We start from the raw sequence: 21224 nt of genomic DNA, 5'->3' as shown, positions 1-21224 counted from the left end.
TGAGAGGTGGGCGACATTGGCCGGGGATACTCTATCGCTGTCGGATGGTCGGTAGAGTTGTGACAGTCAGGGTATTGAAATACTGTTAAATCGGTGCCGATACACAAGCCCAACACTGTGTGGCCGAATGGTGAATTACCGACGAGAGTCTGCCTTGATAAATAAGTGCAGTTTGTAGGGGTTTAATTATATGTATGCCAGCGGTCCAATCAATCAGAGATGTACACGCTGGAGTCGTTGAAACACGGACTCGATAACCCACATAAAATTTTGCAGGAAGTCAACCGGCTCTACCACCGCCGGCTACGGACGTGGCCGTACAACCGGGACGGTGTCGACATTTTTGCCAGAGATTGGGACCACCTCCTTATTTTGGATGCGTGTCGCTACGACATGTTCAAAGAGCAGAGTTCACTTCCGGGCACGCTCGAGTCGGTGGAGTCGAGAGCATCGGCCACGGAAGAATTCCTCGAAGCGAATTTTCACGGGCGGGAATTCCTCGACACGGTGTATATAACGGGGAGCCCAATGCTGCACAGACACCGGAGCAAAATTGAGACACAGTTCCACGATATCGTCAACGTCTGGAAGGAAGACGGGTGGAACGAAGAGTATCGAACAGTCCTCCCTGAGACCATGACCGAAGCCGCCATTCAAGCAAAGGACCGGTATCCCAACAAGCGATTGCTGGTCCACTACCTCCAGCCGCACTACCCGTTCCTCGGTCCGACCGGACAGGAACATTTCGACCTGGACCGGCTTGACTTCGAGTGGTACAAACTCCTCAGTGGGGAGCTAGAGGTCTCCGACGCAGTCGTCGAGCGTGCGTTCAAAGAGAATCTCGACGTTGTGCTTCCCGAAGTCGAGCGGCTCTTTGGCGAGTTTTCGGGGAAAACGGTAGTTACAGCGGACCACGGTCAGGTTATCGGTGAACGGGGTTTCCCAGTACCGATCCGGGAGTACGGTCACCCGAGGGGAGTGTACTCCGAAGGGCTGGTCACGGTTCCGTGGCTAACATACGAGAACGGCGACCGCCCGGAGATCATTGCTGAGAATCCCGACCATTCAGACAGTATCGATAGAGACGAGGAAACTGCCCGGGAACGTCTTGAGCATCTCGGCTACGTAGACTGACTTGATCTGTAGATCGCGACGTCGTCGGAACAGAACCTGGAGTCTGAGCCTCGCTGAGGAGCAGACAGACCGAATCAACCAACGGTGAGAACGTAGGGTATGCAGCTTATAATGCTACCTTAATTTCTGGTGTGTACAGTAATACTATCGTACTGGACGGGATTTCGGTTGTCTGTTTGTCATTTTCAGTAATAATTATCTTGAAATTGTGGTATGCAAGAAGAAGTGTCTGGATGCCAAGATAATCAAACGAGACTCAATTTGTAACAACGAATAAAATAGTAAATCGGGACTACCGGAGTGTGACCAACAAAGGACAGAATCGTTCGCACGACACTGACGAGGTGTCGGGAGACGAACACAGTAAGACGGGAAAAACCGTCGTAGACCGCCGCACGTGCATGAAAATAGCAGGCGTCGCCGCTGCCTCCCTGGCAGGTTGTGCAGGTAAAGGTGGTCCTACCACGGGAGAATCGGCAGCAAAATTCGGATATGGCGGTGAGCCTGCAGTCACGACGCAGCTCACTGCGGTCGACGTGCCAAAGGTAGCGGACGACACCAGTATGTTGAATTCGGTCAGCAGCCTCAGCATCGATTCTCCGCTCTCGACGACACTGTCTCCGGGGTCGTCTGATCTCTTTGCGTTCAGGCCTGACAGTGAGGACGTGACAGTCAAGTTCACGCCTGATACCGACACAGGTGCCACTGCCCTTGGGGTGTTCAATCCCGACGGTGAGTTGCTTTCCCAGGCGTACGCGAGTTCGAGTGCCCCGGTGTATCTCCCGGAATCGCTCTCATCTAGTGGCACGCACTACCTCCAGGTCATGGACGTTAGTCGAAGCGGTGGCGATTACGCACTGAACATCTTGACGGACAGCACGACAAAGTCCCAGTCTCCGTACGAGGGGACCGTCAGATCAATCCCGGGCCGTATCCAGGCCCAGGACTTCGACATCGGTGGCGAAGGTGAGGCGTATCATGACACGTCGAGTGGGAACATCTTCGGTTCCACAAACCGCGATACTGACGTCGATATCCGGCCAACGGAGGACGAGTCCGGAAAGTACAACATCGGTTACTTCCAGGCCGGAGAGTGGCTGGAGTACACAGCCGCTGTCTCTCCGGGGACGTACGATATCAGGGTCCGAGTCGCGTCTGCGCTCTCCGGCGGACAGCTCGAACTGTCTCTCGGGGACCGCACTCTCGCAACCGTCACCGTTCCCAACACGGGCGACTGGACCTCGTGGGAAACCGCGACGGTGGAGGACGTCGAACTCGAGTCCGATCAGCAATCCACGCTTCGGGTCGAGGCACTGGACTCCGGCGTGGAATTCAATTGGATCGAGTTCGACAGAGTCGACGCACAGAAGCCCTACGACGGTACTCCAGCGACGATTCCTGGACGTATCGAGGCAGAGGACTACGACACCGGTGGCGAAGGAGTGGCATACCACGATACCACCACCGGAAGCGAGTACGACACCGGGTACCGCGACACTGACGTCGACATCCGACAGACCCAGGACGTCTCCGGCGGGTACAACATCGGCTACTTCCAAGACGGCGAGTGGCTCGAATACTCGGCCGACGTATCGCCTGGACAGTACGACCTCAAAGTCCGTGTTGCAACAACACGAGACGATAGACAGCTCCGATTCTATCTCGGTGACCGAGAGCTTGGAACTGTAGACGTACCCAACACGGGCGGGTGGACGACGTGGGAGACCGCGACGTTAGAGGACGTGACCATCGATGCGGACGGACAGCGGGTCCTCCGCGTCGAAGCGGTCGGCTCCGGTATCGACTTCAACTGGGCCGAGTTCACCGTCGTCGACACCGGCAACCAGCCGTTCAACGACGTTCCGACGCTTCCGGGCCGAATTCAGGCACAGGAGTACGACCTCGGCGGTGAGGGAGTGTCGTACCACGATACCACCGCCGGCAGCGAGTACGATCTCGGCTACCGAGACTCCGACGTCGACATCCGACAGACCCAGGACGTCTCCGGAGAGTACAACATCGGCTACTTCGAGGACGGCGAGTGGCTCGAATACACCGCGGAGGTGCCGGCCGGAACGTACGACATCGACGTCCGTGTCGCGACGACGCGAACCGACAGAAAGCTGCAGGTGTCGCTTGACGGTGAGCAGATCGGAACGGTCGATGTGCCGAACACGGGTGGCTGGACGACCTGGGAGACGACAACGCTCTCTGGCGTGACGGTCGACTCCAGTGGCGAACAGGTCATCCAGATCAAGGCCGTCGGTTCCGGCATCGATGTCAACTGGTTCCAATTCCGCGAAGCGACCGAAGCGCCGACAGAAACGGAAACGGCAACACCGACGGAAACAGCGACGCCGACGGAAACGGCAACGCCAACGGAAACGGAGACGCCTACCGAAACGGCGACACCGACAGAAACGGAGACGCCTACCGAAACGGAAACACCGACCGAATCAGGCAGTGACGACTTCGGCAGCGAAGGCTACGGAATGGGCGGGTACGGGGGTACCCAGTAACACCATAGAACGATGGCAGAACGATACAACACACCCGCAGAGGGCACGCTCGATTGGCACGTACCAGTTAACGAAAACTTCGAAAAACTCGACAATCACGTCGAGCTTCGTGACGCCGAGTCCAACATCGGCCAGTACGAACCAAAGACAGGTTCGAAGTTCCTCGCAACCGACACCGGCACGGTGTACATCGGGGACGGCAGCAACTGGAACCGCGTCGGGAGCCTCAGTGCAGCCGACGATTCAGTTTCCGAAGCCGACGACGGCTCGCTCATCGCACCGCCGGGCGAAGTACAGTCCGTAATCGACCAGGCGTCCAAGTCACACACCTGGGCACAGGGTCCGAGCCGGACTGTGAAGCTCGTCTCCGGTGAGAACTACTTCCCGTCAGACACCATCGAACTGAGACGGAACGTCCGTCTCGAGTGTAACGGTGCCCGAATCGTTCCGGACGGGGACTTCAACGTCATCGAGATGTATCGCGGGACGCAACTCATCGACCCGTTCATCGACACCCGTCCGGTTAGTTGGGACGCCACACAGGTCGTCGTTGGCGCCCAGGGGGCCGACAAAATCGAGCCCGCAAACCGTGCTACCGTGGAAGACGCCTATCTCATGGGCGACAAGGGCGAAGGTGTCGGCCTCCAGTTCCGCGGGGGGTCCAGACCGTGTTCAATGCAGGTCGCCACCGGGAACATCTCCGGGTTCGACATCGCGATCGACTGTTACGCCAGCGGTGGAGACACGTCCGGGCAGGGCGACTGGTCCAACGGCAACCGGTTCTACGGCACCATCACGAACTACCGCGTCGGTGTGATGCACCGCTCCGAAGGGGCGGCAGTGAGCGGGAACGTCTTCCACCTCATGGCCCAGCCCGCAGACGACGTGAGCGAGTGGCTCTGGTACATGCAGGACGACCCCCGGTCGGAGAGCGAGCGCGGTGACAACTCCTACGTCATCGGTAGCAACACGATGTTGGTGTACCCCTGGGACAACAGCATGTACATGGAGCACAACAGCTACAACGACAGCGATGACCGTCGGGCACCAATCTGGTATCTCGGCAAAGGCAAAAACTACGGGAACTCCATGGTCGACCAGTCAGGGATGCTCGGGAACGAGTACATCGTCAACAACTCCGATTACCCGAACCGAAACGGTATCTTCACCTATCACGGTGGAAAAGTCACCGGAACGACCCAGTTCTCACACCCGCCGGCTTACGAAGAGAACAGCGGCCGTCGGAACTGGCACGATGACTCCGTAAACTGACGCCCTTCGCAGTCGGCAAGCGGGCAGGGCAGAGGCATGCCGCAACGAACGTCAGTTACCGTTTTCTGAGTCGTAGTGCCAGTTTCGACTGTTGTTTTGCTGGTACGCCGGATCCACCTTGAAATCCGACGTTCCGACGACGAAGCCGCCGTGAGCCGTGAAGATGCCGTTCCGTTCGGGATTGTCGGAGTTGTTCACCAGATACTGATTTCCGCGGACGCCGCTGAGATCGATCAATGAATTACCGTATCGTTTCCCCCGACCGATAAACCAGAACGGCGCCCCACGGTCCCCGTTTGCGTAGTAGTCGTTGTTGGATTCGTAGGCCGAAACGTCCCAGGGGTGTGCGATGACAGTGTTTCCGTTCATCACGTAGTTGTCGTCATTCCGTGAGTCCCGTGGGTCCCGGTCCATCCGCCAGAGCCACTCGGACACATTGGGATCAGACTGGGCCTGAACTCGAACGGTGTTCCCGCTCACTGCCGCCCCTTCGGAACGCATGCTGATACCGATGCGGAAATCCTGAATCCGCCCCCAGAACTGATTCCCGTTGCTCCAGTCACCTTGCCCCCCGGTATTGTCACCGGTGGCGTAGAACTCTATGGCCCTGTCGAAGCCGTTGAGCGTTCCGCTCACGACCTGCATCGAACACGGCTTCGACCCGCCGCGGAACTGGACACCGATACCGCTTCCAGGGTCGCTGAACAGGTAGGCGTCTTGCACCCAGGCGCGGTTCGTCGTGTCCAGTTTGTCTGCCCCCTCGTAACCGACGACGACCTGTACCGAACTGAAACTCATTCCCCGGGTGTCGACGAACGGGTCGATGAGCTGGGCGTCTCGGCCGAGTTCGAAGACGTTGAAGTCCCCGTCAGGGACGACCTTGGCCCCGTTACACTCGAGGCGGACACCGCCTTGAACCGTTATCGGTTCGGAAATCTCGTATCTCGTTCCGGAAACCATTGTTACCGTTCGTGCGGGGTTCTGTCCGAACTCCGACCCCGACGAAGCAGCGTCGATCACCGATTGCAACTGTCCGGGTTCGGCGACGTAGGTCCCATCGCTCATTCGGGTCGCCGTGTCCTCGGTTTCATCGAGGGCAACCGCCGATGCACTGCCTGCGACACTCCCGAACGCCTGCCACTGCTCGCCATCGCCCATGAAGATGCGTCGCGAATCAGTCGCGAGGAACCGCGCTCCGGCTTTCGGTTCGTAATCATCCAAGTTCTCGGCAGTGTCTTTGATTTCGACGTCGGTGTCGATGCGAGCGAAGTTCTCGTTGAGCGGAACATGCCAGTCCTGTGTCCCGCGGTCCGGACGTTGGTACTTGTGGTTCGCGGTGTCCTCGGCCATACACAGTAGTTCCCACCAGCCTAGTAAAATATACTGTCGCTACTGACTGGGCAAAGGCCACCGTGAGCGTTACCCGGCGTGTTCACCCACGTAGACGGTCTCTTCTTTGGGAGTCACTGACACCCGGCGATACACGGTCTCGAATCCGTCTACCATCGCGGCGACCGTGAACTGCTCTGCCGCCCGAGCGCTCGCTGTCGTCCCTAGTTCCGCTGCGAAATCGGGGTGATTGGCGAGGCGAATCGTCGCCCAAGCGATCTGTTTCGGGGACCGGACGTCGACAAACAGGCCGGACCGGTAGTTCTCGAGAAGGTCACTGTTGCCATCGACAGGCGTTGCGACGATAGGGAGTCCGGCCGCCATGGCTTCGATGACCGCCCCGGGAAGCCCTTCGAAGTGCGACGGGAAGACGAAGACGTCCATGGCATTGAGCAGCGAGGGGACGTCGTCCCGAGTCCCAAGTAGGTGGACCGAGTCCGTGCAATCCAGGTCCTCGATGCGCTGTTCGAGGTCCTGGCGGTCCCGGCCATCGCCGACGAACACCAGATGTGCATCGGGGAGTTCGTCCTCGACCGTAGCCCACGCCTCGAGCAGGTCGAAGTGGCCCTTCCGTTCGAGAAGTCGGCCGACCGTCCCGACAACGGTTGCATCGGCGGGGATGTCCAGTTCCTCGTGTAGCGTCGCCGGGGTCGCGGAGCGGTAGGTATCGACGTTTCGGCCGTTGTACACCACTGCAACGTCGTCTGGCTTTGCCCCCCGCTCGATGGCGAACTCCCGCCCAGCCGTCGAGTTCGAAACTATCGCGTCCGATAGAGGCAGTGTCACCTTGTCGATGAGACGGCGAACCAGCGGTTCCGAGTCCGGAACGGAGCGGATTCCGGTGATAACCTTTGCGGAACACAGGAGGCCCGCTATTCGGACAATGACATTGCCGTAGAAGAGAAACGACTGGATGACATCCGGGTCCTCGCGCCAGGCAGCGACACAGAAGCGAAGCGGTGCAATGACGTACGCCAGTGGCGTCTCGACCCCCCCAATCGTTCCGTTTTCGAACTGCCCGGCATCGGTCAGACTCCGTACCGTTACCGCCGTATCGAGTTCCGATTCGAGAGGGTTTGTCGAGAAAATCGTCCAGATGGTCACGTCATACTCGTCGTGGTCGAGATCGTTCACCAAGTCGACGAGCGTGCGCTCGGCACCCCCGATGACAAGTGCTCCGATGAAGTACCAGAGTGTCGTCACAGGGACATCACCACTCCCGTCACCGACCAGTCAGCACACGACGCTTCCTCGGGTTCTGCTCCGAAAGGAGCAGCGACCATCGATCTGATACTGTCCATGCGGCCGGATACCTGCGTATCGTATTGCATTGTAAGTCAACGCCTACCTGTACGAACTGTCTCGTCGTCGAAGAGGTCATTCCTCAGTCGGTAGGTGCGATCGAGGGTCATGGTTATTCGGTAATCGTCCCACTTGAGAGCCCGTGCACCGTCCGGACGAGATATCTTGCCGGTTCGTAGCTCAGTCTCCCCCCGAGTGCAACGAGAGCGTACACCACCCGATCAGAGTCGAATGGGTAGTAGTAGACGGACTTCAGGAGTTGTTTCCTCGCGTCCCCGTAGAACCGATTTCGGAGAGCGTCCTGTCCGAGAATGAACAGGAGCGACGCCAGGAACATCCGTTCGTATTTGCGGCCGTAGCTTCTGGCGAGATCACGGTGTTTCTCCGCAAGTAACGGGAAAGAAACGTCCCGCTTTTCGGTGTAGTTGTTGCTGATCCGCTCCTCGTCCTCGGGGCAGTGTCGTCGCGTCAGCAACTCCCGGATGACCCGAAACTCCGTGTGCTGGGACAGTCGGATCATCCACTCTCGGTCCTGCCAGCTCGGGAATCGTTCGTCCGGCAAGCCTGCGTCCGTGATGACGTCCTGCCGGACCATCAGCGTGGAGAACTCGCCGAAGGACTTTCCAACGAACAGGTCTTTCGCGACATCGCCTTCGCATGTGAAAATCACCTCACGTGTGTAGGACCCGTAGTCGTACTCACAGCCAGTGTAGACGACACCGACACTGTCGTCGGTCCGCTGGAACACGTCGACCTGTTTGCTGATCTTCTCCGGTCGCCAGTCGTCATCATCGTCCAGGAGGGCTATATACTTCCCTTCAGCCTCACGAATTCCCGTATTCCGGGCCTCGTTTGCGCCGCGGTTTTCCTCGTGACGAATACAGACGAGATCGAGCCCGTCCATGGATTCTCCCGACAGGGTGTCGCTTGCTGGTTGGGGCGAGTGATCATCGACGACAATTAGTTCGATGTTGGGGTATGTCTGTTCGGCGACGCTCCGTGTGGCGCGTCTGAGCTTGTCCGGACGTTTGTACGTCGGTACGACGACACTTACCAGCGGTTGTGACATGTGGTTGTCCTCGGGATTATCGATACCGGAGTAAAGTTAGTAGTTCACTATGCATCGGTATCTGTAGTGTGGTCAGTTATCCGGTGAAACCGACCAGCCACTGAAGCCACCGTTTGAATACACCTTGTTCGCAGTCGGATCGTTGTGGAACCGCGCGAGGCTGTCTTCTCCGTATCTGAAGAGATACTCCTGTTGTTGGTCCGTATAGTAGGACGCCGTATGTTGCTCCGTGTCATGTGATTTCGTCATAACGTAGCTTCGGCCGAACGTATCCGCCGCCGTGACATCTGCCCTGAAATAGCCAAGGTTCCGTGGAATGTTGTTGTTGATGTTGATATCCGCCGGATAGTACCTGGGGCTATTTCTGCCAAGGACGAACGCCTGCATCTTGTGGGACGTATCCATCGAGTGGATCGGGACCCCCTGGTCATAGTGAGTCGCCATGTGTTGGGTCCCGTCGTATTCGGCGTACGTCATGTGGTTGTTCGGTTCATACGCCGCCCCGGCTGCCAATACCGCACTCGTGACCATAAGAACCGCCAGCACGAGGGTAACGCCGGAACGTTGCTCGCTTGCAGTGTGTACAAGAGCGAGGGCCACGAGGACGGCGGCGAACAGCAGCGAGTACCGGTTCGCTCGGATGATTCCCTTTACGATGAGGTTGCCTAGCAGAAACGTCCCTGCAATGGCAATTCCGGCAGTGAAGTGGGTGGTTCCCAGTCCCCAGTCGTACCGTGGGCCCCGCCACAGGAACCAGTAGAGAGTCACCAGGGATACCACGCCGGCTATCGTGAAGTAGAGCGCAGTACTCCCGTACAGTGTGATGAATTTCTCGAGCAGCTGCGTCGTTGAGAACTCTACAGACCCCGCCTTCTGTAACTCTCTTGCCGCGGGTGTCGCCTCGTCTTGAGAATTAACCACCTTCGCGATGGCCTGTCGCGTCTGACCGAATTTCGTTAGCCACGCGAACAGCAGTGGGAGGAACGCAACTCCCAGTCTCGGACTGAGGCTCCTGACCTGCGTCAGCGAAAGCCGGCCGAACACAGCGGAATACACCGCAGTCAGTAATAAGAGCCCGACCATGAACAGGGTCGTCATCGGGTGTGAATAAATGACGAATACGCCGATGAGCAGGAACAGGACAAAGTACTCGTTGTCGTTACTTCGACGGTACAGTTCCACAAGCGTTAGCAGTACCGGGACAACCATGAACGAGTTCATGGCCGGGTGGTTCGAGAGGTGGAATGTCGTGTAGATGAGGGGCACTCCTGCTGCCAGTCCGGCTGCCAGACTTCCGGACTGGCCGGAGATCGTCCTGACAAGGACACCGATACCGACAATCTGTATCGTCGTGAACAACAGCGCATTCAGGTATGGAATGGCATCAATTGGGACGCCCAGCATCGTCATCTGAGCCATCAGGACGTGTTCGCCCGGATACCAGATACCCGGAAGCGAACCCGTCGCCAGTATTCCTTTTATATCACCGAAGTGCCGCAGCGCGTCGGCTGTTCCCTGTCCATAGAACCGGTAGCCGCGTGCCTTGGGCAGAAAAAAGAACAACGCGTAATTAGCGACGATAAGGCCGAGGCCGTGCCGCCAGTATCCCGACTCGGTCACCGCCGCAGCTATCAACGTCAATATCCCGCCCCCCAGTATGATGTAGAACAGGTACCAGAACGGCTGTGGTAACGCCTCTACGAGAGACGTCTCGTACCCTGTTGCCGGCTGTATCGTGAGGAATATTCCACTTTCGAGGACGAGGAACCCTGCCAGAATGATTACCAGGTACTCCTGTAAATCGCGGTTTGCAAACTGATAGGTGTCGAAGAGCCCCCTGTCTATGTCTGTCTCGTAGCCCATGTGTTGCTCTTATGAATGTTGGTCACTGTCGGTCTGCTGTTGACCCAGTCCTGAACCGTCCTTACACTGTTCCATTATTAAGTAATCAGAAGCTAACGGTGCTGTAGCAGGAAACTCCGGGGCCAGTCGGCCGAATGCAACCGGCGCCGATACTCCCACAGTCCCGAACGCTTCGTCGTCGGGGAAAGTACATCGGGCGGTTCCATCTGGTGAGTTGTCGGTGGAGCACCCGTTATTTGGCATCTATCTCGTCTCGCGTTACAGGGATCTGTGGGCTGGACCGTTCCGTGCGCTCCGACGTCGCCGGTTCGCTGATTTCAGCAACCTGTGCCAGTGCGTTCGTGGTTTCCCGAACGGTGTCTTCCCAATCGTAGCGAGTGGTGACAATCTGGCGGCCGTGCCTGCCCAGATCAGACAGCAACTGTACGTCTTCGACCAGATCGGAAACAGCTGTAGCGAGTCCCTGGATGTCCCCGACTTCGACGGTTGCACCAGTCTGGTCGACAATCTTCGCAGTCTGTTCGAGATTGCTGGAGACGACCGGTGTCTCACAAGACAACGCCTCCAAGACGGTACGCGGGAAACCCTCGGTCCGACTGGGCAAAACGAACAGGTCCGCCGCTCTGAAGACGGCCGGCATCTCGCTATACGGGACACGGCCGAGGAATGTGACGGCATCGTTCAGCCCCTTCTCGGCAACAGTCTCTTCGAGTCTCTCACGCATCGGACCGTCGCCACAGAAGAAGAGACGCGCATCCGGACACCGTTCCAGTATAGTGTCAAACGCTGCCAGCGCATCCTGTGGCCGTTTGCCATCCACGAGACGACCGACGAAGACGATTGCGGGACCGACAGCCGCATCGATTCGGTCGTGTTTTGTCCCGGAAGGGGAAAATCGCTCAGTATCGATACCGTTGTTTACTACCGCAATATCCGCGTCAACGCCCAGTTCACGTAGTTTAGTCTGTTCGACATCCGTGTAGCAGAACGTCACGTCAGCCGAGTCGTACGTCCATTTGCCCAGTGTTCGCAGATGTGCACGCGAGAACCAGAACGGCCCACGCTGGGAGTTCAATCCGTGACAGGTCACGGCAAGCGGAATTCCCTTCCACCGGCAGTAGGTCGCAGCCACGTTCGTAGAGAAAAACAGGTGGGAATGGGCGTGAACGACATCGTAGTCCTCGTTGTTCCGTAGAATTCCGACCGTGTTCGTAAATAGCTGATTGCCCAGGACCTCGACCTTTGGGGGTTGACGTATGAGCGTGTATCCGTTCCGTTCGACAGTCTCCTGTTCGTCTACGCTGTCCGAGACAGTCAGGACGGTCACGTCGTGTCCCTGTGCAGCCTGATCGCGGCTGAGAGCGTGTATGTGATACGGTGCACCACCGACCGTTTCAGGGAAGATATCCTGGGCCACCCGAAGAATACGCATTTGTTCATCCCGGTCTTGTGTGGAGATAGGTTTAGTTAATAGTCTTATTTTCCAGTAGAAGCTCCCTATATCGCCGGTTGTCGTTATACGATTGACATTCAAAACGCGTTCTCACTGCCAAAGACCTACGTCACAGGGTCGCCGGCCAGCTCTCCCAAGCTACCAGCCTCCGTGCCCACCCTGTTGGCTTCGATGTTAGCGAATTCGCCGCTCTGTGAGGTAGAGATACCCGGTTTTAGTGACCGGCATGGTCAGATGAGAGGTACTCAGCGGCAGACCCCTCGCTAAAATGGGGACAGAATGCAGTTTCAAGAGAAGATTTCGAAGTTAGAACTTGGACCCCGTAGGGACATTATAAACAAACACCTCCAACTACTGAGTCCCAGTAATGGTGAATACTGGGCCGATAGCATTTTACGTACCCTCACTGACGGTTGGCGGAGCAGAGCGTGTCACGGTCTCTGTAGCCAACGGGCTTGCCAAACGAGGATACGAGGTTGATCTGGTGGTATCGTTCAACAGCGGGGCGTTTCGGGAGGAAGTCGCTGAGGAAGTAACTATCGTCGACCTCGGCACGACGAAAATACCGGTTCTTGGGATTGGAGCGAGTGTCCCATGTCTTTCACGGTATCTCTCAGCACGGTCACCGGCGATCCTGTTTTCACAGATGACCTATGCCAACGACATCTATCTCGTTTCACAACTGGTAGCCCGATCCGACACGGTGTCGATCGGGACGATTCACAATACACTCGGCATGCAGGAAGAGCCAAAAGAAAAATTCGTCCAGTTGCTTCAGCGACTATTGGCCGGACAGGCTGACCAGTTCGTTGCAGTCTCCGAGGGCGTCGCCGAGAGCGTCGTCGAGCATGTCGGCATCGACCGGGAGAAAGTCACCGTCTTACATAATCCAATTCCGGTGCGCGACGTCCAGCAACAGGCTCGGGAATCGGTCGACCACCGCTGGCTCGACTCCCCGGAACACGAGGTCATTTTGGGCGTCGGTCGGCTTGAACGGGCAAAGAACTTCAGTTCGTTCCTTCGAGCCTTCGCACAACTCCATTCAAATCGGCCACAGACGAGAGCGATAGTTGTCGGGAAAGGCTCGAAACGTAGCGAACTCGAAGCGCTAGCAGTTGAGTTAGGTATCGAAGACATCGTGTCATTTCCCGGATTCGTCGATAACCCGTATGGGTACATGGGTAGCGCGTCCGTGCTCGCGATGTCGTCAATCCACGAAGGGCTCCCGACGGTTCTCATCGAGGCACTCGCCTGCGGGTGCCAGGTCGTTGCAACGGACTGCCCGAGCGGTCCCGCAGAAATACTTAACAACGGGGAATATGGTCGTCTCACACCAGTCGGAGACGATGCAGCGCTCGCGGATGCGATCGAAGCGACACTGGAGTCCCCGCTATCCGGTGAGCGACTCATCAAGCGGGCAAACGATTTCGCACCCGATGCCGTGATAGACGAGTACGAAACGTTCATTCACCAGTACGTCAAGCCCGCGACCAGAGAACCAGACGAGACCGGCGCCGAATCACCGGTCGCCTTTTGAGTCGTTGAAGAACCGACCGGCGTCCATTTCAACGGTTCTGGGTTACATCGATCCAGATATGGGTCTCCCGATAAGCGTTGTCGACCGTCGGCTGCTCTGGGACACCGTCACGGTACAGAAGGTACGTCAGTCGGAGCCGTTCACCCTCAAGGACTGGGGTGACTGTGTGACGCTGTTGCCACGTTTCGCCGGGAGCAGTTGTCTCGCTGTACGTATCCAGGCGCGCGTTTTCGATCACATCACCCGTGGGCGCAGTTCTGGTGAGTTGGACGACGACGACGTAATTCGTCTCTTGTTTCTCACGGTTCGTGACAGTGAAGTACAGGTCACTTGACTCACCAAGTCTCATCTCGGTCGGATACCCGTCCGCCTGTAACGTCCCGTTGGTCTCGGTTAACAGTCCGAACTCGGTGTACGTTTCCCCGCGCTGGGGTTGTGCGGCGACGAATGTCACACTGACCAGCGCAACCACGATAGCCACCGCGACAACGATCGAGCCGAGCTGTACGCCGCCGTCACTCGACTGTGTCCTGGTGTTTGAGCCCATATCGAACTGCACTGCTGATTTGGACGCCTCGGGCTCCGACGTTGTTCGACGGTAAAGCGCAACGAGTGTCGACAGGACGGTCACCACAGCGAGGACTGCTACGACCGGGACCGGTCTGATGGGCCAGCTAGTGAAATCCAGATTGACCCCGACAATGACCGCCAAACAGATGCTCGCGACTACGGCGTACAGTAGCCGTTCGAGGCCGATGAGCCGATGCTGCTGATACGTCGATTCCCTGTCAGGAAAGAGAGCAGCAATGAGCGCATAGCCAGGAACGAACAGCAGAAACGGTATTGCGACGACTGCAAGCAACAGACCGTCTACTGGCGAGACAGTGGCGGCAAGTGCAACCGCTGTGATGATCATAACCACAACTAAATCCGAAACAGCTCTCAACGTACCGGACCACCTACCCATAACAGCTACTCATGTCTCCCGGAGCATAAGTAGCAACAGCATAACCGTAGTTACTCACCGTACGTGCGCGACCCAAAGGGCGGCTCAATCACTCACACTAAGCAGTGTTGGCTCACTCACACTAAGCACTGCTAGGGCTTTACCAACTGCTCACGAGAAGGCGGTGTTAGTCGCGCCCGAAATATTTCCGTTTGAGCCGCCAGAAATATCCGCTGAGTAGCAGCATGGAAAGCTTCGGGACGAACGAGCCGTACCTGATTCCGCTCGACTCGTCACCGTAGAGTGCCTCCATCGGCACGTCCTGTACGGTCATCCCGTTTGCGTCTAGGTGAATTAGGATATCGTTCAAGAAGCCGTAGTCGTCGAACAAATCGGTCAGCGAGAGCTGTTCGAGCGCTGTCGCAGAGATCGCGGTGTAGCCGTTCTGCGGGTCGCGCATTTTCCAGTGACCGCTTGCTATTTTCGTCAACATCGTAAGGAGGGCGTTCCCGAACAGCCGCCAGTTTGACATCTGAGCACAGTGGTTTCGCGATATCAGACGGTTCCCTTTCGCGTAGTCCGCCTCTCCGTCGACGACTGGGTCGAGTATCTTATCGAGGATTCCCGGGTCCATCTGGCCGTCGCCGTCGAGGACCGCGACCGCGTCCATACCGCTCATCAGGGCTAGCTCGTAGCCGGTTTGTACGGCAGCCCCGCGCCCTCCGTTCGTCTGATGGCGCACCGGGACAATCCGTTTGTCGAGAAACGATTGGCTTTCAGAGACTGTTGTCCCGGCCCCGTCAGCAACCATAATTTGTTCCGCCGAATCACCGGTCACACCAGCCTGTTGTACCTCAGCGTCGACGTATTCCTTGATTTCGGTCCACGTATCATCGGTCGAACAGTCATCGATAACGAACACCTGGTCGACGAACTCCGGTAGCGAGTCGATGACGTCACCGATGAAGCCTTCTTCGTTGTACGCCGGGATAACGACACCGACAGTGTGGCTCTTGTACACGCTATGCCCCCCCTGAGAGCGAACAGTACTGTTTCGATTCTGTGAGTTGCACAGCGCGGTTGCATCGCTGGAGGGCGCCTGCAACAGTGCATACAGAGTTACCGAACTGGCAACAACTCGTCTCGGGCCGGCTACCGTGCCAGACCCACGCGCCAATAGCAACCGTTAGTTCAGTGATAGTCATGGTAGGTCGTAGGGCCGTTCGGCGGTCTCCAATCCGGCCCTCTCTATCGCCATGTTGGGCAAATCAATCTATTGTTATTCCTTACTTTCCAGAATTAGCAGTCGTATACAGTGGCATGCCGTATCAGTAAACATCTCGCTAGGCCCGTTCGAAAAAACGCCACTGTACAGCGGTTACTCCCGTTAGTTGGTGTGGAGGTTATTCGAATTGGTCTTGATACGTCGACCGGACGTTCGCCCGGCGACTGTCGCTGAGATTATCGTACGACGTCCCGTACCTGTCGCGTGCGAGTTCATCCCAGGACTCGATCCGGTCACCGGACTCCGTCTGGAACTGTGCATCGAAGTCCGCTTCGACCTTCTGCTGGAGTTCGATGCCGAGGCCGGTGAAGTCAAAGTTCTCACCGACTTTCACATCTGCACCGTACTTTTCGCGAGCGATTTCCTCACGCGTCCGCACTTCGGCGGCCGCAAGCCCGTCCGAGAATGGTTGGCGCTCGTGAATCTCTTCGACCTGGTGCTTCGTCTCGCTGCTTACCTCATGGTAGTAGAGTCCGTACTTGTCCTGGGTTATTTCATCGAGCGAAGCGCGGTCACCGTCAGAGACACTCGTACTGTCGCCGGAGCTGTCGGAGCCGCCATTGCCGTCTTTGGCCCATGACGGTTTGACCGACATAGCATTCGACGAGCGCGTGTCTTGCGAATAGATGCCATAGACGTACGTCTGTAGGCTCAGCGGCTCGACGGGGTACTCTGTCGTGTCAGTTACCGTGTATTCGATTTCAAACCGAACCCGAGTCGACTCATTGGGTGCGAGCGTCACATTTCTGTCGACCCCATAGGCCTCCGGTCGGTCGTCGTCGTCGCTGTCGATGCGGTGCTGGATCGTTTGAGTACCAGTGATGTCACCGGTGTTCGTTACTTCTGCGGAGAACACAGCGGTATCCCCAACGTACAGAACGTTCGGCCCGACCAGACCGGCCACCTCGAAGTGACTGTCGTGTACCGTCACCGAGACGGTGTCTGTGTCGGCATCGGTGCCGAGTGAGTAGTTGTGTGTACCGTGGTTCAGATTCGTCGTGTTCGCTCCAATAGAGACTGTCGTGGTTTCGTTGGGGGCGAGTGAAACGGAACGCGAATAGCTGGTGTTCGTGGAATCACTGCTGAGCGTGACGTTGTCGGTACCGCTCACGCCACCGACGTTCTCGATGACTGCGGAGACGTTCGCAATCTCCCCGGCTGTGATATTGGCTGGTGCGGTCGTGTTTTGCACCTGGAACGTCGCCGGTTGCTGGACAAGTAGTGTTCCAGTCGCTGTTGCGTTTTCTGTGGTGATCCTGTATTGATATCGTCCGGGATCCATATCGGCCGTGTGAACTGTGGCAGTGCTGGTCTGACTCTGGTCGCTTGCGAGCGAAAATACGCTTTCGTTTACAGTCTCAGTACCGGAGTACTGCCCGTTTTGGTCCGTATCAACCTCGATACGAACGGTCTGGAGGCCACGATACGCACCGACGTTGGTCATTTTCGCACGAATCGAGGTGTTCGCTCCGCGTACGACGGTAGCGTTTTCAGTTGTATCGGCGAGTTCAAACGTTGGAGGAGTGAGGACAGACACACTCCCAGTCGCCTTCGGAGACGACGATTGACCGACAGCGACGGCGTACGTGTACTCCCCGGGATTGAGTTGCTCAGGCTCGACAACGAGTGACACATTCGTCGATTCGCTTGCCGAAACCTCGACTTGTTTCGTCGCTACCGTTTCAGGAGACTGTTCGTCCCCGCTCTCGCTCATCCGTAGCGCTACCTCCTGCGTTGCCGTACGTGACCCCACGTTAGCGATTCGAAGTTGCACCTGGAGCGGCTCATCCGGTCGAACTTCGGTTTGAGTGTTCACCGTGCGTATCTCCAGGTCGGCTTCACCCGCAGTAGTGTCTGCATCTGTGGGACCATCGGCGAAGCCACCGATGCCAAGCCCCATTGAAGCGCCCCCAAGGATTAACAGTCCAGCGACGCACCCGATTAGTAATTTTCCGTAGCCTATGGACAACATGCGTACGCAAGTAGGTTGTAAATCACTATTGTTACGGCCGCTATACCTGCTATTATACACTCTCTGCAGAGAATGTCGCTGGGTGGGTTACGAAAGTTGATTTCTCTGAGTGAGTGTCACTCGTATATCACCAGACGCGTACGTCAGGGCGGGACCCATCAGCGGCGTTCATAGTAAGTGGATACCGGTCGTCGACGTCCCGACCAAACAGTCTCGGTTAACTGAATTTGTGAGCCAGACACGACACACCGCAATCCAGTTCCAAGACTGATGTGAAAGGGGGAACACGAAGAGATATATTACATTGCAGTTACCGGAACAGTCCTCGAATCGATACAGAAATAGAGATGATTCTGAAACGACGCACCTGTCGTAAGCAAGCATCTATCAGTTCGAGACTGATGCGTGACGGTTACGCCATGTTCTTCCGTTCGATCGTTTCCCAAATATCGACACCCTTCTCGGTGATGTCGTATACACGGCCTTTCTTCCGGTCTTCCGAAACGAGCAGGTCAACCAGCTCCGATTCACGAAGTTCCTGCAGCGCGCGCGAAACGTGAGCAATGCTCATTTCCCTGTCGTCCGCGATTAAGGACGGTGTCGCAGGGCCTTCTGCCAATCGCCGGAGAGTCTCTACACGATACCGTGAACTGATAACGTAGCTCACTTCGTCCCACTGATCAAAGTCTGCCATCGTATCTATTCGTACACACGAGTGTCCCAGCTACTTTCTTTGGACACAACCTCGTGTGTAGTGGTATTCCATGTGCCTGTGGTTAATTGTTTCGCTCGTTTCGCTTGGTCTCGCTTCGTAGCCATACACAATCCTGGTTGATTACCCTGCATACTGAGTATATGGTGAGTAATATCTCTCTTCCACACGGACAGCCCCAACAGCTGATCTTCAGCCGGTTCAACCACCAGCCAACTCCGGGTCAATGATCTCGGCAGTTGTGGCGTATAAGGTTCCTATTCCTGTCGTCTGCCCAGAATTGTTTTCTGGCCGTGATTGGTGGACACGCTGGATCGAGTCTGCATTAGATGGGTATCAGTCCAAATGATGTCGATAAGATATCGTTACTGGCATCGTAGTCAGAACCAGCCGACGTACGGTTCGGTTTATTGGGGCTATTTACAGTCAGAGGACTACCGGAAGATCGAACTAAAGAGGTTTTCAGGGACTTTAACAGTCGTTCAGTACAGTTATCGAAATTCCGGCGCCGAGAAGAATTTATCCAGACTGAGCCACCAGAGATTGGTTCGAAGAGCGCTGTTACTCCCAGAATACCGAATCAACTACTGACTACCGACAGCGGTAATCTAAGTAAAATTGTCGAATTTATTATATAACAAAGTATTAAGTAGCAAGGTGATGTTGATTTGAAATGCTGGCTGACAGCGTAACGCTCCGTCGATGCAGCCGGGGGGCTGTGTGAGCGCAATCCCAGACGGGTAAACGATGTCGCAGCACACAGGAAGTGGGTAAATATGGGAGTCAAAGACACCGCACAAACGGAAGCAGAACCGAATAATAAATTGAACGACGAATCCGTGCCAGCGCCAAAAGGCCGGGACGGCAGTACCAATCAAGTGGCGTCACAGGAGCAGGACGATTCCGGTGCCTCCTTAGACGTTATTTTTGAGATATTGAAAAACAGCCGCCGAAGAGAAGTCCTCCACTACCTCCGAGAGCGGGATGAGCAGGTTTCTCTCGGAGAACTCGCAGAACACGTGGCAGCCATTGAGAACGATACCACGACTGATGCGTTGACGTCCAGTGAGCGCAAGCGCGTGTACGTTGGACTCTACCAGTGTCATCTGCCGAAAATGGACGATATCGGTGTCGTCGATTTCAATCAGGACCGTGGGCATATCACCCTCACGGAGATGGCCGAGGACTTCGAGAAGTACCTCGAACACTCCGAAACGGGACAAGACCGACAGTGGTATCAGTACTACGCCGCCGTTTCTGTGCTGGGAGCGATGGTCCTCGCCGCCTCTGTCGCACTCTCACTTTCCGGGAGCATCATTTTAGGTCTGTTCTCTCTGGTGGTGGGTGTTGCAGGCGCGTGTTCCGTGTACCACTGGTCAGTCGAACGAGAAGATGCGGACAGCGAATAGGCCGATAGGAACCATCTAGTTCCTAGCTAGGTTTTTATACGGTATACGTCACACGAACTGCTATACAGAGCGGTACACTTCGTCACCAGCGACATATGTTCTTGCTATTGATGGAACCGGGTCTGGATCCACGAGGAGAATATCGGCCCTTGCTCCCCGCTCTAATCGACCACGGTCGTACAGACCGGCAACGGCTGCTGGTGCAGTAGAAACACGCGATACACGGTCTGTAAGTGGCTCGCCATTTTCGATAAAAACAGAGCTAAGCAGTGATTGGGGCCGGAAGTCACTACAAAGGATATCGACAACGCCGTCTTTGATTGCCCGCGCCGCATCGGGCCCGTCCCACAGGCTCCCCCCGCGAACCACGTTCGGCGCACCCATCGCGACAGCGAGGTTCAGGTCTGTGGCGCGCTGAGCAACGCGGTGAGAGAGCGGATATTCGGTGATGTCGACTCCAATAGCGGCGGCGTTTTCCAAATCCGAGACGGTTTCGTCGTCGTGTGAGGCGACGGGAATGTTTCTCTCGTTCGCTAACTCTGTTATCTGACGTGCGCGTGACCTAATTTTCGCTGCAGAGACATTACTCCGGGACGTTTGGAGAGCTTGTAGGCTGGTCTCTGAGTTTTCACGGTCAAGATGGTAGCGTTGTGCAAGTGTGTTTTCACCGGCGAACTGGCCCGTCCCAGGAATATGAGAAACGAGGGAGACGAGATCACCGCCAGATTTGATTTCCTGCAGGACTGCTTTGACTGCTGATTCGTTAGTGAGTTCACATCGCATGTGGAGCCTGTTATCGACACGGGCGCCGGTTTCGCAGTTGAAACTCCGTATGTGGTCGGCGAGGAGTCTGGCGAGTTCGATACTCCGATTGTCGTCAGGGACGTCTTCAAACGCAATGGCGTGATACTTCGTCGTTATTCCCGCACTGGCATTTGCAATATCACACCTGTCCAGAGCGACTTCAGTGTCGACGCGCTCCCCAGCTCTCGGAAAGAGGTGTCGTTCGATGTCATCACCGTGGAGATCAATCAGGCCGGGAAGAACATATTTTCCAGTCGCATCAACGTCCGGAGAATCGTGAGCTTCCGCTTCCACAGAGACTATTTTACCGCCGGATATCTCTACTGTCCCGTTATCGATTTCAGTAGTAGGCGTAACAACGGTTCCGCCGGATATCAACGTCCGATTTGCAGTGTTGCTCATGCGTTCTGACTCCCGGTAGGATGTACCAGTGTAATACAATCGGTTTCTCCGAAACCTGAGTATGAGCTTGCTACGGCTGCCCCTTATTAGGGTATAGAGCACATATCTATATGTGTTAAGTAGCTGGGACGAAACGTACATTCCTGTTATGGAGAA

At 56.3% G+C, this 21224-nt stretch carries 15 protein-coding genes; 5 read left to right on the top strand and 10 right to left on the bottom strand.

Translation table 11 applies throughout. The annotated features are described in order from the left end of the window. Window positions 1-219: 219 nt before the first annotated feature. From KZ498_RS13075 to KZ498_RS13065, 3 genes are all read left to right on the top strand, one after another. Window positions 220-1134, top strand: coding sequence for a hypothetical protein (locus KZ498_RS13075; protein WP_312619363.1), 915 nt, complete (start codon window positions 220-222; stop codon window positions 1132-1134). A gap of 302 nt (window positions 1135-1436) precedes the next feature. Continuing rightward, window positions 1437-3653, top strand: a complete 2217-nt coding sequence (locus KZ498_RS13070) for a carbohydrate-binding domain-containing protein (RefSeq protein WP_312619362.1) — start codon at window positions 1437-1439, stop codon at window positions 3651-3653. 12 nt (window positions 3654-3665) lie between these two features. Beyond that, complete coding sequence (locus KZ498_RS13065) at window positions 3666-4925, top strand: hypothetical protein (protein WP_312619361.1); 1260 nt, start codon at window positions 3666-3668, stop codon at window positions 4923-4925. 51 nt (window positions 4926-4976) lie between these two features. Here KZ498_RS13065 and KZ498_RS13060 read toward each other — a convergent pair whose 3' ends face one another. The 5 genes from KZ498_RS13060 to KZ498_RS13040 all read right to left on the bottom strand — a co-directional run bounded on the left by KZ498_RS13060 (window position 4977) and on the right by KZ498_RS13040 (window position 11980). Then, window positions 4977-6275 (bottom strand): hypothetical protein, encoded by a 1299-nt coding sequence (locus tag KZ498_RS13060; protein ID WP_312619359.1) that lies wholly within the window; start codon window positions 6273-6275, stop codon window positions 4977-4979. Window positions 6276-6344: 69 nt separating this feature from the next. Then, window positions 6345-7517, bottom strand: a complete 1173-nt coding sequence (locus tag KZ498_RS13055; RefSeq protein ID WP_312619358.1) for a glycosyltransferase — start codon at window positions 7515-7517, stop codon at window positions 6345-6347. A 211-nt stretch (window positions 7518-7728) separates the two neighbouring features. Beyond that, entirely contained in the window at window positions 7729-8685 is a 957-nt protein-coding gene (locus tag KZ498_RS13050; protein WP_312619357.1) for a glycosyltransferase family 2 protein, read from the bottom strand. Window positions 8686-8757: 72 nt separating this feature from the next. Beyond that, on the bottom strand, window positions 8758-10548 hold the full coding sequence (locus KZ498_RS13045; protein WP_312619356.1) for a hypothetical protein: 1791 nt from the start codon (window positions 10546-10548) through the stop codon (window positions 8758-8760). A gap of 232 nt (window positions 10549-10780) precedes the next feature. Beyond that, entirely contained in the window at window positions 10781-11980 is a 1200-nt protein-coding gene (locus KZ498_RS13040; protein WP_312619718.1) for a glycosyltransferase family 4 protein, read from the bottom strand. 388 nt (window positions 11981-12368) lie between these two features. On the opposite strand from KZ498_RS13040, the gene KZ498_RS13035 reads away from it, so the two are divergent. Then, complete coding sequence (locus KZ498_RS13035) at window positions 12369-13538, top strand: glycosyltransferase (RefSeq protein WP_312619355.1); 1170 nt, start codon at window positions 12369-12371, stop codon at window positions 13536-13538. Between the two features lie 28 nt (window positions 13539-13566). On the opposite strand, the gene KZ498_RS13030 is transcribed toward KZ498_RS13035, so the two are convergent. The 4 genes from KZ498_RS13030 to KZ498_RS13015 form a co-directional block, all read right to left on the bottom strand. Beyond that, a complete protein-coding gene (locus tag KZ498_RS13030; protein ID WP_312619354.1) occupies window positions 13567-14454 on the bottom strand; it encodes a DUF1616 domain-containing protein in 888 nt (295 codons plus the stop codon). A gap of 217 nt (window positions 14455-14671) precedes the next feature. After that, window positions 14672-15505 carry a glycosyltransferase family 2 protein gene (locus KZ498_RS13025; protein ID WP_312619352.1) on the bottom strand — a complete coding sequence of 278 codons (834 nt, stop codon included), beginning with the start codon at window positions 15503-15505 and terminating at the stop codon, window positions 14672-14674. Window positions 15506-15887: 382 nt separating this feature from the next. After that, complete coding sequence (locus tag KZ498_RS13020) at window positions 15888-17669, bottom strand: CARDB domain-containing protein (RefSeq protein WP_312619351.1); 1782 nt, start codon at window positions 17667-17669, stop codon at window positions 15888-15890. Between the two features lie 484 nt (window positions 17670-18153). Next, the gene (locus KZ498_RS13015; RefSeq protein WP_312619350.1) at window positions 18154-18435 is read right to left on the bottom strand and encodes a winged helix-turn-helix domain-containing protein; all 282 of its coding nucleotides are present in this window, start codon (window positions 18433-18435) and stop codon (window positions 18154-18156) included. Between the two features lie 794 nt (window positions 18436-19229). Here KZ498_RS13015 and KZ498_RS13010 point away from each other — a divergent pair. Further along, on the top strand, window positions 19230-19862 hold the full coding sequence (locus KZ498_RS13010) for a hypothetical protein (protein WP_312619349.1): 633 nt from the start codon (window positions 19230-19232) through the stop codon (window positions 19860-19862). Window positions 19863-19922: 60 nt separating this feature from the next. On the opposite strand, the gene KZ498_RS13005 is transcribed toward KZ498_RS13010, so the two are convergent. Then, window positions 19923-21068 carry an alpha-D-ribose 1-methylphosphonate 5-triphosphate diphosphatase gene (locus KZ498_RS13005; protein ID WP_312619348.1) on the bottom strand — a complete coding sequence of 382 codons (1146 nt, stop codon included), beginning with the start codon at window positions 21066-21068 and terminating at the stop codon, window positions 19923-19925. Between the last annotated feature and the right edge of the window lie 156 nt (window positions 21069-21224).

The organism is Haloarcula sp. 1CSR25-25 (genome assembly GCF_032027985.1).
In the GTDB taxonomy this organism is placed as follows: domain Archaea; phylum Halobacteriota; class Halobacteria; order Halobacteriales; family Haloarculaceae; genus Haloarcula.
Note: the sequence above shows the minus strand (reverse complement) of the source record. Positions and strands in the feature narration are given on the sequence as shown.

Excerpts from the sequence above, each read along its gene's own strand:
- KZ498_RS13075 (WP_312619363.1), top strand. The coding sequence starts at position 220 with ATGTACACGCTGGAGTCGTTGAAACACGGACTCGATAACCCACATAAA.
- KZ498_RS13065 (WP_312619361.1), top strand. The coding sequence starts at position 3,666 with ATGGCAGAACGATACAACACACCCGCAGAGGGCACGCTCGATTGGCAC.
- KZ498_RS13060 (WP_312619359.1), bottom strand. The coding sequence starts at position 6,275 with ATGGCCGAGGACACCGCGAACCACAAGTACCAACGTCCGGACCGCGGG.
- KZ498_RS13050 (WP_312619357.1), bottom strand. The coding sequence starts at position 8,685 with ATGTCACAACCGCTGGTAAGTGTCGTCGTACCGACGTACAAACGTCCG.
- KZ498_RS13045 (WP_312619356.1), bottom strand. The coding sequence starts at position 10,548 with ATGGGCTACGAGACAGACATAGACAGGGGGCTCTTCGACACCTATCAG.
- KZ498_RS13040 (WP_312619718.1), bottom strand. The coding sequence starts at position 11,980 with ATGCGTATTCTTCGGGTGGCCCAGGATATCTTCCCTGAAACGGTCGGT.
- KZ498_RS13035 (WP_312619355.1), top strand. The coding sequence starts at position 12,369 with ATGGTGAATACTGGGCCGATAGCATTTTACGTACCCTCACTGACGGTT.
- KZ498_RS13030 (WP_312619354.1), bottom strand. The coding sequence starts at position 14,454 with ATGATCATCACAGCGGTTGCACTTGCCGCCACTGTCTCGCCAGTAGAC.
- KZ498_RS13020 (WP_312619351.1), bottom strand. The coding sequence starts at position 17,669 with ATGGGGCTTGGCATCGGTGGCTTCGCCGATGGTCCCACAGATGCAGAC.
- KZ498_RS13015 (WP_312619350.1), bottom strand. The coding sequence starts at position 18,435 with ATGGCAGACTTTGATCAGTGGGACGAAGTGAGCTACGTTATCAGTTCA.
- KZ498_RS13010 (WP_312619349.1), top strand. The coding sequence starts at position 19,230 with ATGGGAGTCAAAGACACCGCACAAACGGAAGCAGAACCGAATAATAAA.
- KZ498_RS13005 (WP_312619348.1), bottom strand. The coding sequence starts at position 21,068 with ATGAGCAACACTGCAAATCGGACGTTGATATCCGGCGGAACCGTTGTT.